This window comes from Lysinibacillus sp. BS3, from assembly GCF_039614735.1.
GTDB classification, from domain to species: Bacteria; Bacillota; Bacilli; order Bacillales_A; family Planococcaceae; genus Lysinibacillus; species Lysinibacillus capsici.
The window spans coordinates 3,928,548-3,944,036 of sequence record NZ_CP154860.1; the positions used below are offsets into that span (position 1 = coordinate 3,928,548).

The 15,489-nt window shown below is 39.2% G+C and carries 11 protein-coding genes; 6 read left to right on the forward strand and 5 right to left on the reverse strand.

The window, feature by feature from the left end; genetic code table 11:
• Nucleotides 1-20: 20 nt before the first annotated feature.
• A complete protein-coding gene (locus tag AAJG31_RS19500; RefSeq protein WP_036078398.1) occupies nt 21-653 on the reverse strand; it encodes a GNAT family N-acetyltransferase in 633 nt (210 codons plus the stop codon).
• A 327-nt stretch (nt 654-980) separates the two neighbouring features.
• Between AAJG31_RS19500 and acsA the strand changes: the two genes are divergently transcribed.
• From acsA to AAJG31_RS19525, 5 genes are all read left to right on the forward strand, one after another.
• Entirely contained in the window at nt 981-2,702 is a 1,722-nt protein-coding gene (gene acsA, locus AAJG31_RS19505; RefSeq protein ID WP_054550108.1) for an acetate--CoA ligase, read from the forward strand.
• A 232-nt stretch (nt 2,703-2,934) separates the two neighbouring features.
• Entirely contained in the window at nt 2,935-3,969 is a 1,035-nt protein-coding gene (gene argC, locus AAJG31_RS19510) for an N-acetyl-gamma-glutamyl-phosphate reductase (protein WP_259948506.1), read from the forward strand.
• 56 nt (nt 3,970-4,025) lie between these two features.
• The gene (argJ, locus tag AAJG31_RS19515; RefSeq protein ID WP_048393513.1) at nt 4,026-5,258 is read left to right on the forward strand and encodes a bifunctional glutamate N-acetyltransferase/amino-acid acetyltransferase ArgJ; all 1,233 of its coding nucleotides are present in this window, start codon (nt 4,026-4,028) and stop codon (nt 5,256-5,258) included.
• Nucleotides 5,221-6,006: an acetylglutamate kinase gene (gene argB, locus AAJG31_RS19520; protein WP_048393515.1), complete on the forward strand. Its 786-nt coding sequence runs from the start codon at nt 5,221-5,223 to the stop codon at nt 6,004-6,006. The genes argJ and argB overlap by 38 nt, the downstream gene beginning before the upstream one ends.
• Before the next feature lie 73 nt (nt 6,007-6,079).
• Complete coding sequence (locus tag AAJG31_RS19525; RefSeq protein ID WP_048393719.1) at nt 6,080-7,210, forward strand: acetylornithine transaminase; 1,131 nt, start codon at nt 6,080-6,082, stop codon at nt 7,208-7,210.
• 109 nt (nt 7,211-7,319) lie between these two features.
• Here the strand turns inward: AAJG31_RS19525 and AAJG31_RS19530 are convergent, their stop codons facing one another.
• Nucleotides 7,320-8,201, reverse strand: a complete 882-nt coding sequence (locus AAJG31_RS19530; protein WP_279495766.1) for an NAD-dependent epimerase/dehydratase family protein — start codon at nt 8,199-8,201, stop codon at nt 7,320-7,322.
• A 135-nt stretch (nt 8,202-8,336) separates the two neighbouring features.
• Nucleotides 8,337-11,369 (reverse strand): transglycosylase domain-containing protein, encoded by a 3,033-nt coding sequence (locus tag AAJG31_RS19535; RefSeq protein WP_279495765.1) that lies wholly within the window; start codon nt 11,367-11,369, stop codon nt 8,337-8,339.
• 394 nt (nt 11,370-11,763) lie between these two features.
• Between AAJG31_RS19535 and tyrS the strand changes: the two genes are divergently transcribed.
• Nucleotides 11,764-13,032: a tyrosine--tRNA ligase gene (tyrS, locus tag AAJG31_RS19540; protein WP_048393520.1), complete on the forward strand. Its 1,269-nt coding sequence runs from the start codon at nt 11,764-11,766 to the stop codon at nt 13,030-13,032.
• A gap of 50 nt (nt 13,033-13,082) precedes the next feature.
• Here tyrS and AAJG31_RS19545 read toward each other — a convergent pair whose 3' ends face one another.
• Both AAJG31_RS19545 and AAJG31_RS19550 read right to left on the reverse strand, forming a co-directional pair.
• Nucleotides 13,083-13,886, reverse strand: a complete 804-nt coding sequence (locus AAJG31_RS19545; protein WP_279495764.1) for a cobalamin-binding protein — start codon at nt 13,884-13,886, stop codon at nt 13,083-13,085.
• A 139-nt stretch (nt 13,887-14,025) separates the two neighbouring features.
• Nucleotides 14,026-15,231, reverse strand: coding sequence for an iron-containing alcohol dehydrogenase (locus AAJG31_RS19550; RefSeq protein ID WP_004226138.1), 1,206 nt, complete (start codon nt 15,229-15,231; stop codon nt 14,026-14,028).
• Between the last annotated feature and the right edge of the window lie 258 nt (nt 15,232-15,489).

Genomic DNA, 15,489 nt, shown 5'->3' on the forward strand with positions numbered 1-15,489 from the left:
GCATCCCCTTTGTATTAGTTTTAATACATGAAACGATTTCTAAAACGAAGTCTATCAAATCTTTCCATTGTCTCAGGAGGCACCCGTTTTCCTTCGCGCGCCATCAGGCAATTGGCTGGATGTGATGTAATTTCAGGATCATCTGTTGCAAAATATTCGAAACCAGCAGAGCTCATCATTTTCTCCATCATTTTGCGGTAATCCCAAACATTTAAACCAGTTCCTTTTAAATCCCAATGCCAATAGTACTCGGTAGTAATCACAAGATAATCTTCCATTTCATCCCCCATAAATGAAACGGCTAGTAGTGCCTTCCCAGCACCAGTACCACGGTAGTCTGGAATGACTTCAATGGCACCTAATTCAATCATGTCATCGATACGATCTTCTGCCCATCGTTCAAGTGGATCAGGGTAAAGATAGGTAACATAGCCTACAATAATATCTTCGTTTCGAATAATAATAATACGGCCTTCGGGTAGTCCAGCAATTTCTATAATGGCCTGCTGTTGCTGTTTTGGAGGTCTGAAGGCAACCAAGCCTTCATGGAATGAATATGTAGCTAATTTTTCTGGAGGCACAGGTCCTTCCACATACACAGTACCATGCTTTGTTTCCTTTGTGACAGAAAAAAAAGTTTTTTTATGTTCCATAATTACACCACCTGAGTTTAATAATTCCATTATAGCTGATTTCTTGCGTAAAAACGCTTATTTTTGCAAAATATACCTGTATTTTTGGAAAAATAAAAATATTGAGACAATCTATCTGAATTCGTGTAAAATAAGATTATATTGCTTCTGTTATTTAACAGATAAAAGTAGTGCTATTAGGGATTCGGACATTAATACTATGGATAACTGTTATATAACAATTGCTACATATCAATTTTGCTTTTGGGAAATTCTCTGAATTTCAACAGGGGGGATTGTTGAAATTTAGTCAAAAACAAAAGCAAAGAAAGGGGTATTTTCATGGGGATGAAAATGAAGGAGAAGTTAATGGCTTTACCTGGTCAACACCATTTAACGAATTATGAAGAAGTGGCAGAATCTCATAATTGGGCAGATACGGAAAAGGCATTTAGTTGGAGCGAAACAGGTTTAGTGAATATGGCATATGAGGCTATTGATCGCCATACAGAAACACATCGCAAAAATAAGGTGGCATTGTATTTTAATGATGGTAAACGGAAAGAGGCATATTCATTTAATGAAATGAAAAGGTTAACAAACAAAGCAGCAAATGTTTTTAAAGCGACTACTAATCTGCAGAAAGGTGATCGTTTATTTATTTTTATGCCTCGTTCACCTGAGCTTTATTTTTCATTATTAGGTGCGTTGAAAATGGGGGTTATTGTTGGACCATTGTTTGAAGCTTTTATGGAAGGTGCTGTGTATGATCGACTTGCTGATAGTGAGGCGAAAGTATTAGTCACGACACCTGCTTTACTTGAACGTGTACCTTTAGCTAAATTACCTAAATTGGAGCATATCTTTTTAGTAGGGGAGGGCGTTGAGGAAACAGCTCAAATACTAGACTTTACTAAACATTTAAAAGAAGCTTCAGCTCATTTTGATATAGAGTGGGTAGACAGAGAAGATGGGATGATTCTTCACTATACCTCTGGATCAACAGGTGCTCCAAAGGGTGTATTGCATGTCCATAATGCTATGATTCAGCAATATCAATCGACACAATGGGTACTTGATTTACGTGAAGATGATATTTATTGGTGTACAGCTGATCCTGGATGGGTTACAGGAACAGCCTATGGCATTTTTGGTCCGTGGTTAAACGGTGTAACAATGCTAATCGTCGGAGGAAGATTTTCACCACAAGCATGGTATCAGGCTATTGAAGATTATAGTGTGACAGTGTGGTATAGTGCACCAACAGCGTTCCGAATGCTGATGGGTGCAGGTAGTGGCTTGCTTGAAAGCTATGATCTCACATCTTTACGCCATGTGCTGTCTGTTGGTGAGCCTTTGAATCCAGAAGTTATTCGCTGGGGAGTAGAGGAACTAGGTCATCGTATACATGATACATGGTGGATGACAGAGACGGGAGCGCATATGATTTGTAATTATCCATCGATGGATATTAAGCCAGGTTCAATGGGGAAACCTCTTCCTGGTATTCATGCGACGATTGTAGATGATGCAGGCAATGAGGTTCCACCATTTACAATGGGGAATCTAGCTATTCGTCGTGGTTGGCCTGCCATGATGCGCCAAATTTGGGGCAATCCAGAGCGCTATGAATCTTATTTCCTAAAAGGAGAATGGTACGTGTCTGGAGATTCAGCCTATATGGATGATGAAGGTTACTTCTGGTTCCAGGGGCGTGTGGATGATGTCATTATGACGGCTGGTGAACGTGTAGGACCTTTTGAAGTAGAAAGTAAGCTACTTGAGCATCCAGATGTGATTGAAGCGGGTGTTATCGGGAAACCAGATCCGGTGCGAGGTGAAATCATTAAAGCCTTTGTATCCTTACGAGAAGGGGTAGAACCTTCTGATGCATTAATTGAAGATATACGTGATTTTGTTAAAAAAGGTTTATCTGCACATGCAGCACCACGTGAAATAGAATTTAAAGATAAATTGCCAAAAACACGTAGTGGTAAAATTATGCGTCGCGTTTTGAAAGCTTGGGAATTAAATTTACCAACTGGTGATTTATCAACCATGGAAGATTAATTATCTAAAACATCAATTGATATTTATACAACATGTGCATAAAAAGAAGGCAGGGATTCATTCGATGGGCGAAAGGATTCTTGCCTTCTTTTTTCTGGATTTACAATAGTATAGAGGTGAGAGTAGGTGAAATATTATCTATTTCAAAAAACAATGAATTAAATAAAAATTCAGTTGACTTAATAAATATGCAGACGTATACTATTTTTAACTTATTTCAGAGGTGAGTGCAGTGAAAGTAGGTATTATTGGAGCAACTGGATATGGTGGTCTAGAACTTATTCGATTTTTACATAATCATCCAGCTGTAGAACGAATTGATTTATTTACTTCTTCAGAAGAGGGTGTCCAATTTTCTTCGAAATTTGGCCATCTTGTTAGGATAGCTGATACACCGTTACAAAAGATTGCGTATGACACTTTAGAAAAATTCAATGTTATTTTTACGAGTACACCATCTGGGGTGACAAGTGAGCTATTACCGCCTTTGGTTGGGAAAGGACCAAAGCTAATCGATTTATCTGGTGATTTTCGGTTAAAAGATCTAGCAAGCTATGAAACCTGGTATGGCAAAAAAGCTGCACCGTTCCATAGTGTTCAACAAAGTGTATATGGTTTAACAGAATGGAATGAAGAGCTTATACGTCAAGCAACACTTGTTGCTAATCCGGGTTGCTACCCAACAGCAGTTTTATTATCCTTACTACCACTTGTAAAAGAACGTTTAATTGATCCTAGTTTTCTAGTTATTGATGCAAAGAGTGGTATTTCAGGAGCAGGCAATAAGCCCTCACAAACTACCCATTTTAGTGAGACAAATGAGAATTTTTCAATCTATAAAGTAAATACACATCAACATATTCCCGAAATTGAACAGGCACTTTCCATGTTTGCTCAAGCAGATACAAAGGTTACTTTTAATACGCATCTGGTTCCAATGACCAGGGGAATTTTGGCGACATCCTATGCACCAGTAATGCAGGGAATTACAGAGTCGCAATTGATCACTTGCTTACAGGCAACCTATGAGAATCATCCATTTGTTCGAATCGTTACGGATGCATCTAGTTTAGGGACAAATCGTGTCAAGGGATCAAATTATTGTGACATTCTAGTGAAAGTAGATTCCCGTACAAATCGCGCCACAATTGTTAGTGTAATTGATAACCTTGTCAAAGGAGCAGCAGGGCAAGCTATCCAAAATATGAATGTGCAATTTGACTTACCACAAACGACAGGGCTAGATGTCGTACCGTTCTTTATTTAACAGCATGCAGGCAACTGTATGCTTCTCTTATTTATTAATCTAAGGAGGAATTTCGGATGACAGTTACCACTTCAACGAATGTAATGAAAAAATTATCAAGTAAAAATATTGTTTCACCAAAAGGCTTTAAGGCAGCCGGATTACACTGTGGTTTAAAACATAAGAAAAAGGATTTAGCCCTTTTAGTAAGTGAAGTCCCAGCAAGTGTTGCGGGTGTTTTTACTACAAATGCTGTGCAAGCAGCACCATTAAAAGTCACGAAGGAAGTTGTTTATGCAACTAAGAAAATGCAAGCGATGATCGTGAATTCAGGCAATGCGAATGCTTGTACAGGTAAACAAGGTGTAAAAGATGCCCAAACAATGCAAGCGCTAGCTGCTGAAAAATTAGGGATTGCACCAAATTTGGTGGGAGTTTGCTCGACAGGTGTTATTGGAGAAATGATGAAATTAGAGCCAGTAGCAAATGGTATTCTTCAGTTAGAGCCAAAGGACAATTTAGAAAGTGCGATTGACTTTGCGCAGGCTATTTTGACAACAGATACCGTCATGAAAAACACAAGCTATAGTACAACTGTGGATGGCAAGGAAGTTATCATTGCTGGTGTAGCAAAAGGTTCAGGTATGATCGAACCTAATATGGCAACAATGCTAGGCTTTATTACAACAGATGCCAACATTGAATCTGATGTGTTACAAGCAGCTTTATCGACTATTACTAATTTAACATTTAACGCTATTACAGTTGACGGGGATACATCCACTAATGACACAGTGGTAATATTGGCTAATGGCTTGGCAGGGAATAATTCTTTAACTCCAGAGCATCCAGATTGGCAAAATTTCTTTAACACTTTGCAAACAGTAGCGGAAGATTTAGCAAAAATGATTGCCAAAGATGGTGAAGGAGCAACGAAGCTTATCGAAGTGGAAGTTGTTGGTGCAATTTCAGACGAGGAGGCACGTAAAATTGCAAAAACAGTCGTTGGTTCACCACTTGTAAAGACTGCAGTTTTCGGCTGTGATGCCAACTGGGGGCGTATTATTGCAGCAGTAGGGTATAGTGGCGCAACAGTTGATCCAGATAAAATTACTATCCAAATCGGTGGTGCTACTATGGTAGAAAACGGTGAACCAATTCCCTTTTCTGAGGACGAGTTAATTCAAATATTAAAAATGCATGAAGTAAAAATCTATGTGTCCCTTGGTGTGGGTGATGGTAAGGGGCATGCTTGGGGATGTGACTTAACATATGACTATGTCCAAATCAATGCATCATACCGCTCATAAACGTGTGGTCATTAAGCTTGGGGGCAGTACACTGGAAGGTTTAAATGAGGCTTTCTTTGATAATTTTAAAAGATTACAAGAGAGTGGGGTAGAGCTTATTATTACCCACGGGGGTGGGCCAGCCATAAATCGAGAACTAGCTGCTCAAGGCCTACAATCACATACATTAAATGGAATACGTGTCACGAACGAGGCTGCAATTAAAGTTGTCCAATCGACCCTAATAGGGCAAGTAAACACTGCATTAGTTCATGAGTTAACAACAGCTGGTATAGCAGCCATCGGATTAAATGGCTTTGATAATCAGTTGATAGTCGTAGACTTTTTAGATCAAGAGACTTACGGGTATGTAGGAGCTATTAAAAATATCAATACATCCTTATTGGAAGCTTTAATGGGTGTAGGGATTGTACCTGTTATTGCCTGCGTAGGTACGACCGAAGCAGGTCAGGCTCTTAATATTAATGGCGATACGGTAGCAAGTGAAATTGCTTTAGCCGTCGGAGCAGATAGCTTACTACTCGTGACAGATGTGAGTGGTATCCGTATTGAAGATGAATATCAAGCAATAGCTACACCTAGTCTTATAGATCAATGGACAGAGCAGGGCCATATTTACGGTGGAATGATTCCGAAAGTGCAAGGAGCGATTGACTGTTTACGGGCAGGGATTCCTTCTGTACAAATTGTAGGCGCAACTTTAATTGGTACAACAATTGTAGCCACAAGTGAACTTCTTTCTTCCTAGTGTTCTAAATAGGATAGCTTGAGAAGTATAGTTGTTGAAAGAAACTATTTTAAATGATAGTGGAGATGATAACATGAGTGTTTTATTTGAGAATTACGGCAAGCGTCGTGCACAAATTGTTAAAGGTCAGGGGACAATTGTTGAGGATTCAACAGGGAAGCAATACTTGGATTTTACTAGTGGCATTGCTGTGGTGAGTCTTGGTCATGCCCATCCAGCCGTTGTACAGGCACTTCAAGAGCAAAGCCAAAAGCTATGGCATATTTCAAATCTTTTTGAAATACCAGGTCAGGAAAAGGTGGCAGAAAAATTAATTGCTAATACACACTTTTCACATGCCTTTTTTTGTAATAGCGGGGCTGAGGCTAATGAAGCGGCCATTAAATTAGCTCGTAAGCATACAGGCAAACATCATATTATTACATTTGAAAAATCATTCCACGGTCGTACTTTTGGAGCAATGTCTGCAACAGGTCAAGGCAAAGTACATAATGGCTTTGGACCACTCGTAGAAAAATTTTCGATTTTGCCATTTAATGATGCTGCTACACTTGAAGCAACCGTTGATGATTCAGTTGCAGCTATAATGCTAGAAATGATTCAGGGAGAGGGTGGCGTCAATAGTGTATCAGCAGAATTTGCCGCAGCTATTGCAAAAGTCTGTGAGGAGCAAGGTGTACTACTAATTGTTGATGAAGTGCAAACGGGCATTGGAAGAACAGGAACACGCTATGCATTTGAACAAACGGTATTAAAGCCACATATCGTAACTTTGGCAAAAGGCTTAGGTGGTGGTTTCCCTGTTGGTGCAATGCTCGGAACTGCTGAGCTTCATGCTACATTTAGTCCAGGAACACATGGTACAACATTCGGTGGAAACCCTCTTGCGATGAATGTGGCACAAGCTGTTTTAAATCATGTGTTTGAGCCGGATTTTTTACAGCAGGTACGAGAAATATCTGCCTATTTTGTGGCACAACTAAGGGCTCATTTATCTTCTAGCTATACTGTTCAAGGCCAGGGTCTCTTGTTAGGGATTGGCTGTGGGGACACGGAAGTTGCGCCTTATATCGCGGCAGCGGAAGAAAGTGGTCTTTTATTAGTAGGGGCAGGGCCAACAGTTATTCGTCTTTTGCCTCCATTAACGGTCACAAAGGAAGAGATTGACAAAGCAGTAGCTATTTTAAAGAACATATTACCGTGAAAATACACTTTCGTTCAGCAGAAAGTGAGGCATTAGCGGCAAAAATGACTAGACATTAGGATGAACAAAGAATCTGCTAGATATGAGCAGATTCTTTGCGCTATAAATGCTATTGTAGCTGTTTTACTAATGTTGCCACTAATTTTGGTAACCAATCTTCAAGCTGACTAAACGTAAATCCTGCCTTCTCAGCCTTAGCATTAGACATATACCAATCAGCAGGCACCCCATAAGGAGACTGTGATTCCTCATCACCACCAATGAAGGAAATTTTTGCGCGCTGACCACTTGCTTCTTCAATTAGCGCAATTAGATCTTTGAGAGATATGGCCCCTGATGCGGTAGCATTGTATGGTCCCTCAATAGGAGTAACGCCCGCAAAGTATAAAAATTCAGCAGCTTCCCCATCTGTAATATAACTCATCTTTGCATCAATGTTCGGTAAAGTAATCGGCTGATTCTGTAAAATATGTTCAACGTGGAAATGTAAACGTCGAGTATAATCATCTTCACCCATCACAATTGGGAAACGTACAGCTACGACTGGGAATGAAGCTTCTTTGAATAAGACTGCCTCCGCTTGTCGTTTTCCTTCTCCATAAGAAAATTCCTCTTGATGTCCCATACGAATTTGATACTGGTATGGATCAAAGTCTTCTTCCTTTTTTATCTTACCATCTACCTCATATGTTGAAAGAGTAGAAGTAAAGACGAGCTTTTTCGTTTTTCCCTTTAATATCTCGCAAATCGCTTGTGCCTCGTTGGGCGAATAGCAAATATTATCATAGACAATGTCCCATGTTGTATTGGCTAGTGCCTGTTCTAAAGCATCACGATCATTACGATTTACTACTAATTGCTTAACATGTGTACCAAAGGGGTTGCCACTTTGACCACGTGTTAAAATCGTTACCTTATGTCCATTTTGAATACAAAGATCAACTAGCTTTTTTCCAAAAAAACGTGTGCCTCCTAAAATCAATATGTTCATATATTTTCACCCCTTCAAAATAGTAGTCCTCTTAATAATGACAAAAAAACAGACTTACTACAATTCATAAGGAATATGCAGTAAGTCTGTTTAATTGATTATCTAATACAAATGCTTTTGCTAAGGCATAATGGATTAGCGTCTTGATGTTTCAGTTGGAGTAGTGGTATTACCATTGTCTCCTCCGTTTGTGCCATCTCCGGGGTTATCAGATCCATCGCCATTGCTTCCGGAGCCATCCCCGTTATTGGAGCCATTGCCATTGTTACCAGAACCATCCCCGTTATTGGAGCCATTGCCGTTATTACCAGACCCGTTCCCGTTATTGGAGCCATTGCCGTTACTACCCGAACCATTACCATTGCCATTAGTAGGTGGCGTTGTAGGTGGTATTGGTTCTTGGTCGTTTTCCTCTGGGTCAGGTTCATTTTCACTACCGCCAGTAGACACAACATTGGAATGTGGTGATGTTAAACCTGTAATATCTACAGCGACCACTACATAAGCTTGTCCACTAGCAACCGTAATGCTTTGTGTTGACTCTAGTACGGACGTTACAAGTGTATTACCGCCATTCGTAACGTTGTAGATACGATAACCAACAACATCATTCGATGACTCTGACCATGATAATGTAGAGCCATTTACTGAAGCTGAGACAGCTGCTGGAGGGCTACCATCCGCTGGGAAATCAACTGCTGATACAGATGAATTCGACAATGTAGAATTCTTTGGTAACAGACTAGCAGGGTTCCCGCCAAGTCTACCTAACATTCGTTTAATAAAGTCTTGATTAATGCCTGCGCCACCTGCTTTTACAAACTCTGCTGGTGTATTTGGCAACGCATTATAAGTTTTTCCTTTAATCGTCACAACACTTGAAGAGGCTAAGCTATCATCAGGTTGTGATGGTAAAAATACTTTCGCATTAAATAAATCTGAGCGTACAAGACCTGCGCTAGCACAAGCTGCAGAAGGGGCCATGCCGGAAATGCCACAGAATGATGCTGTCACAACATTTTTAGGCGCCTTAAAACTTGTTGGAGGGTCAATTAGCTGAGGGTCCGCATCGTAAACAGCATTCATTAAAGTACCCCATAGCTTATTCACCCGAACGCTTGGCTGTAAATAGGTGTTGTTAAATGCATAAAGTGTACGAGGTTGATCGTAACCCATCCAAACACCAAGAGATACATTAGGGTTATAACCAACTAACCAAACATCTTTATATTCTTGAGAAGTCCCTGTTTTTGCAGCGAAATCAGAAGAGAATTTTAATGTATTTCGTGCCATTGTCCCTGTTCCTTTAGTGAGAACATCACGTAGCATATCTGTCACGATATAAGATGTTTCTGGGCTAAATACTTGAACAGGTTCTACTTCATGTTGGTAAACAATATTTCCTTCTTGGTCTTCAATTCGATCAATCATATAAGCGTCAATGAATTGGCCACCATTTGCAAAGGTAGCAAATGCATTTGTATTTTCTTCAACAGTAGTTCCTTCGCTTAAAGCACCGATCCCAGTTGCTAGGTTAGTAAAATCATCTGGATGTAATTTTGAGAATCCCATTTTTACTAACAAATCTGCAGGGCGTCTACTAATAATATCATTATATAAACGTAGTGCTGAAATATTTTGAGAATCTGCTAAAGCTTCACGTGCTGGAATAAGACCTCGCTCATCACTCGTAATATAGTTACTTGGACTCCAAGAACCGATTGAGAATTTCACGTCAACTAATGGACTACCCGCACCGATTACGCCATACTCAATGGCAGGTCCATAAACAAGTAATGGTTTCATTGTAGAACCGTTAGAACGATAAGCTTGTGTTGCATGGTTTACTTGAGTGGTTTTAAAGTCTCGACCACCGACAAAGCTTAAAATACGACCTGTCGTATTCTCTATTAAAATACTACCTACTTGTACCGGCATCTCAATATCAATTTCTTCACCAGTAACAGGATCTTTCCCTTTACCAGTATACGTATGACCATAATACTGGAAGTCTTTTGCTGCTTTTTGCATCGCATCATACATATCTTTATTAATGGTTGAATAAATACGATAGCCTTTTGAACGAACATCACGATCTGCTAAAATCGTATATTTATCCTTTAATTTTTTTTCTGACTTTAAGCGCTCTGGGTCAATCCCATCATCTTTTGCTAATTTTTCAGCAATAATATCTTTTGCACGAGCTTCAAGCTCATAAGTCAACCAAGGATAACGATCCTCCGCGCGCATTTCTGGTCCACGGAAATCGGCAGCAATATCATAGTTTAACGCTTCATTATACTGTGCATCATCAATATAACCAGCTTCTTTCATACGATAAAGTACTGTTTTCATACGATCAATACCTGGTTTCAAAGCTTCTTCACTTTTCAGTTCACCTGTATTTGTAAATGGTGTATAAGCAAATGGTGCCTGTGGAATACCAGCTATGTACGCAGCTTGAGGAAGAGACAATTCTTTTGCTTTTACGCCAAAAATTCCTTCCGCAGCTGTTTCAACACCTGCAATATTTCGTCCTGAAGAGTTACGACCATAGGGAATGATATTTAAATAAGCCTCTAATATTTCTTCCTTCGTCATAAAATGTTCTAAACGCATCGCTAGTAAAATTTCCTTAGCTTTACGCTCGTATGATACTTCATTAGTTAGTACTTGGTTTTTAATAAGCTGCTGGGTAAGTGTAGAACCACCTGTCTGCGTTGCAGAGTTTGTGACATCTTGTAATAACCCACGAATAACTGCTTTAGGAACAATTCCGTTATGCTCTCGGAAATATTCATCTTCTGTTGCCAGAACAGCATTCACGACCTCTGGTGCAACATTGCTAAGCGAAGTTTCACGTCGATCTAAATCTGTCCTTAATTTCCCAATATAAATATCGTTGGCAAAATAAATCTCACTGGTTTCTTCATAGCTAAAAATTTGATCCCTTAACTCTTGTTTTGAGCGTAACGGTTCTTCTTTTACAAGAGAAGCAAAATAACCAGCTCCAACTGAACCGACAAATACAGTGCCAACCAATGCAAAGACTAAAAATAGTAAAAATAAGTTCCAGGTAACACTACCTGAAATACGTAATTTCTTCATCCATTTTTGTTCAAGTAATTCATCGATCTTTGCATTGATTTTTTCAATCCAATCTTTCAATGTATCGACCTCCTAAAATCTTGTCTATTATAGCACATATTGTTTTAGCACGAACATAGTTATTGACTTTTAAAAAGAATCGTATAAAATTATGTTTATAGTTTTCTGGTGATGAAGAGCTTGCAGTAGTGTCTATATTCCCTGTTTAGAGAGCCAGTGGTTGGTGAAAACTGGTCATATTGTAGAGACGAATTACGTGCTTGGAGCTTAGACGTGCGCGCCTGCGATAAAGGCGGCTGAATGAAGTGGAAGGTGGATGACATCTTCAAGCTGGGTGGTACCGCGTTAGTTTGCAACTTAACGTCCCTGCATGCAATTGTTTGCGTGTAGGGACTTTTTTTATTTAAACATGTCCATGCACGTAATGAATTTAACCATTTTAGGAGGAATGAACATGACAAACGAATTATTACAAGATTTAGAATGGCGTGGTTTGCTATACCAACAAACAGATGCGGAAGGCATGGCAAAATTATTAGATGAACAATCTGTATCTTTATACTGTGGGGTAGATCCAACAGCTGACTCCATGCATATTGGACATATTGTTCCATTGTTAACGCTTCGTCGATTCCAAAAAGCGGGCCACCGTCCAATTTTACTTGTTGGTGGTGCGACAGGGATGATCGGTGACCCATCTGGCCGTTCAGAAGAGCGCCAATTACAAACAGTAGAGCAAATCGATAAAAACGTTCAAGGAATCCGTAGTCAATTAGAACGTATTTTCGAATTTGCGGAAGATGGCAATGGTGCTCAGCTTGTGAACAATCGTGACTGGATTGGTAATATAAACACAATCGAATTTTTACGTGATTACGGGAAACTAATTAACGTAAACTATATGTTAGCAAAAGATACGATTGCTTCTCGTCTTGACACAGGAATCTCGTTTACAGAGTTTGCCTATACGTTAATTCAAGGTATTGATTACAATCATTTATACAATCACTACAATTGCCGTATTCAAGTAGGTGGCTCTGACCAATGGGGTAATATTACAACAGGGTTAGAGGTTATTCGTAAAACACACGAGGAAGAAACGAAAGCCTTTGGTATTACGATTCCATTAGTAACAAAGGCAGATGGCACAAAGTTTGGTAAAACAGCAGGTGGTGCTGTTTGGCTAGATGGTAAGAAAACCTCTCCATATGAGTTCTACCAATTCTGGATCAATGCAGCTGATGCAGATGTCATAAAATACTTAAAAATCTTTACGTTCCTATCTCGTGAAGAAATTGAAGCTTTAGCCGTTTCTGTAGAGGAGGAGCCACATTTACGTAAGGCACAAAAGGCGCTAGCTGAAGAAATGACTCGTTTAATACATGGTCAAGAGGCATTAGAGCAAGCCATCCGTATTACAGCTGCTTTATTCTCAGGAGATCTAAAAGCACTTTCAGCCGAAGAAATGAAGGACGCTTTTAAAGATGTTCCTTCTATTGAAATGACTAAAGATGATAAAAACATTGTGGATCTACTTGTGGAGGCTGGCATTTCCTCTTCCAAACGTCAAGCACGTGAAGATGTATCAAATGGTGCTATTAGTGTAAACGGTGAAAAGGTAACAGATTTAGAATATGTAGTCGATGCGAAGGATCGTTTAGAGGATGCATTTAGCATTGTCCGTCGAGGTAAGAAAAAATATCATATGGTGAAATTTATCTAATTTCTATTTGCAAAACCACATCCCCAAAAACACTGGATGTGGTTTTTTAATCATAAGAAACTTGGAGGTTTTATTTGTTCATATTCTTTAGGATGCAGTATTTTTCCAAGCTTTATAGCACCTTCAATAAGTCGTGGAGAAGGGCGACAATACAGCCATTCTTCCATTACATGGAGCTGTTCCGATTGAATGGCATGTAACTCTTTGGCATATGGACGTTTTAATAAATTAGCAGGTTGGATACGCTCAAATGCGACACCAACCCAAGCCATCATGATATAGTCAGGCTGGCGTTTAACAACATCTGTCCAATCTGTTTGAACACTAGCAAGCTCAACATCTTGAAATAGATTTATGCCACCAGCAAGAGCGCTAATTTCTGTTAGCCAATTTATTTTCCCAGGAGTGAAAATAGGGTTCGGCCACCATTCCCAATACAGGGTAGGTTTCTTCGGAATTGTTTGTGCAATGGAATACATTTTTTCGATGGAATGCATGTACTCTTCAGCAATTGTCTTTGCTTGTTCCTCCACTTGACAAGCTTTCCCGAGTGTCAGAAGATCTTGCGCAATTTCTTCTAATGAGTTTGCATTAAAAATAATATGAGGAATATTTCTTTCTTTTAGTGCCTCAATGTTTTTTTCCATACCAGGTACACTCAAGGAAGCCAGAACAAGATCAGGCTGTAATGCCTCTAATGCCTCCATGTTAATTGATAAATCAGGCCCAAGCTGTGGTAGATCTTTAACCGATGATGGCCAATCAGAATAATCATCAACTCCAACGAGCTGGTCTGACAGCCCTAAATAGGCGACTAATTCTGTATTGCTAGGACAAATTGAAATTAAACGCATATTATTTTCTCCTATTCTTTTTAAGAAAAGTATAGCGAGAGTTCCCTTGATAGACAATGTGTGTGTATCGAGTCCATAAAAAAGTGGAGAAAACATTTGTTTTCTCCATCCTTTGTATAGGCTTATAGGAAACCGTCGATTAAGAAAGGGCAACTGCCTCGAGTGACTCTTCTTTTTTCACAATAGGACCCATTGCATTTGTGATGATTTGTTTGATATCCTCTAGTGTTGCTTTACGAGGGTTCGTCTCAGCACACACATCTAATAATGCATTTTTTGCTAAGATCTCAATATCCTCATCTTTTGCACCTAATTCACGGAAGCCGCTAGGAATATTTAAATCTTGTGATAACTTCTCAATAGCTGTAATAGCCTTTTCAGCCGCATCTCGCTTACTTAAACCCTCTACATTTTCTCCTAATAATTCAGCGATACGAGCAAAGCGCTCTGTACGTGCTGTGACATTAAATCGACAAACATGTGGCAATAAAATAGCGTTGCACACGCCATGTGGTAGGTTATAGAAACCACCCAATTGATGAGCAATTGCATGAACATAGCCAAGTGATGCATTATTAAAGGCCATTCCCGCTAAAAATTGTGCATATACCATTTGTTCACGCGCTTCTATATCAGCTCCATTTGCATAGGCACGTGGTAGATATTCAGGAATTAGCTGAAGGACCTTTTCAGCACATGCGTCCGTGATTGGTGTAGCATTCGTAGAAACGAATGATTCAATAGCATGTGTTAGCGCATCAACCCCAGTAGCTGCCGTAAGAGCAGGAGGTAAACCAATCATTAATTCAGGATCGTTTATAGAAAGTAACGGTGTCACATGCTTATCAACAATGGCCATTTTTACTTTGCGTGCTGTATCCGTGATAATAGTGAAACGAGTCATTTCACTGGCAGTACCAGCAGTTGTATTAATTGCAATTAATGGCACAAGTGGATTTTGTGATTTATCAACGCCTTCATAATCATGAATGCGTCCACCATTCGAAGCAATAAGTCCGATACCTTTTGCTGCATCGTGTGCGCTGCCTCCTCCAAGAGAAACAATAGAATCACAGTTTTCCGCATGATACACGGAAATGCCATCTTCTATGTTTTGATCTGTTGGATTTGGTTCTGCTTTAGGGAAAATTGCTACATCAATTCCAGCAGCTGTAATGATGTTTGCAATTTGTTCTGAGAGACCTAATTTGTGTAGACCCTCATCTGTTACGATTAATGTCTTTTTCACTTCTAAATCATTTAAGCGTTTACCAACTTCTTGAATTGCTCCAGGTCCAAATAAGTTTGTTTTCGGCATAACAAATTGCTTTAGAACGTCTGACATATTTCCAACCCCTTTTAAAAAATTATTATTGCTTGAATGATGGTGAACCACCTTTCGCAATTCATCGTATTCTATTTTTTGTAAAAGTTCAACTCGTATTTTTATTAAAATTGTTAAATTTCTTCATGTTATTATTTTACAAAAAAGTTAAGGTGATGATAGGAGCATTGGAATGTTGTTTTGTTGTAGAATATTGAATTTAAAAAGGTTTTAAAAATATTTTACTATGAAAGTAAAATATATTTTTTGGAAAACAGT

Coding starts and splice junctions, on each gene's coding strand:
- AAJG31_RS19500 (WP_036078398.1), bottom strand. CDS start 653: ATGGAACATAAAAAAACTTTTTTTTCTGTCACAAAGGAAACAAAGCAT.
- acsA (WP_054550108.1), top strand. CDS start 981: ATGAAAATGAAGGAGAAGTTAATGGCTTTACCTGGTCAACACCATTTA.
- argJ (WP_048393513.1), top strand. CDS start 4,026: ATGACAGTTACCACTTCAACGAATGTAATGAAAAAATTATCAAGTAAA.
- argB (WP_048393515.1), top strand. CDS start 5,221: ATGACTATGTCCAAATCAATGCATCATACCGCTCATAAACGTGTGGTC.
- AAJG31_RS19525 (WP_048393719.1), top strand. CDS start 6,080: ATGAGTGTTTTATTTGAGAATTACGGCAAGCGTCGTGCACAAATTGTT.
- AAJG31_RS19530 (WP_279495766.1), bottom strand. CDS start 8,201: ATGAACATATTGATTTTAGGAGGCACACGTTTTTTTGGAAAAAAGCTA.
- tyrS (WP_048393520.1), top strand. CDS start 11,764: ATGACAAACGAATTATTACAAGATTTAGAATGGCGTGGTTTGCTATAC.
- AAJG31_RS19545 (WP_279495764.1), bottom strand. CDS start 13,886: ATGCGTTTAATTTCAATTTGTCCTAGCAATACAGAATTAGTCGCCTAT.
- AAJG31_RS19550 (WP_004226138.1), bottom strand. CDS start 15,231: ATGTCAGACGTTCTAAAGCAATTTGTTATGCCGAAAACAAACTTATTT.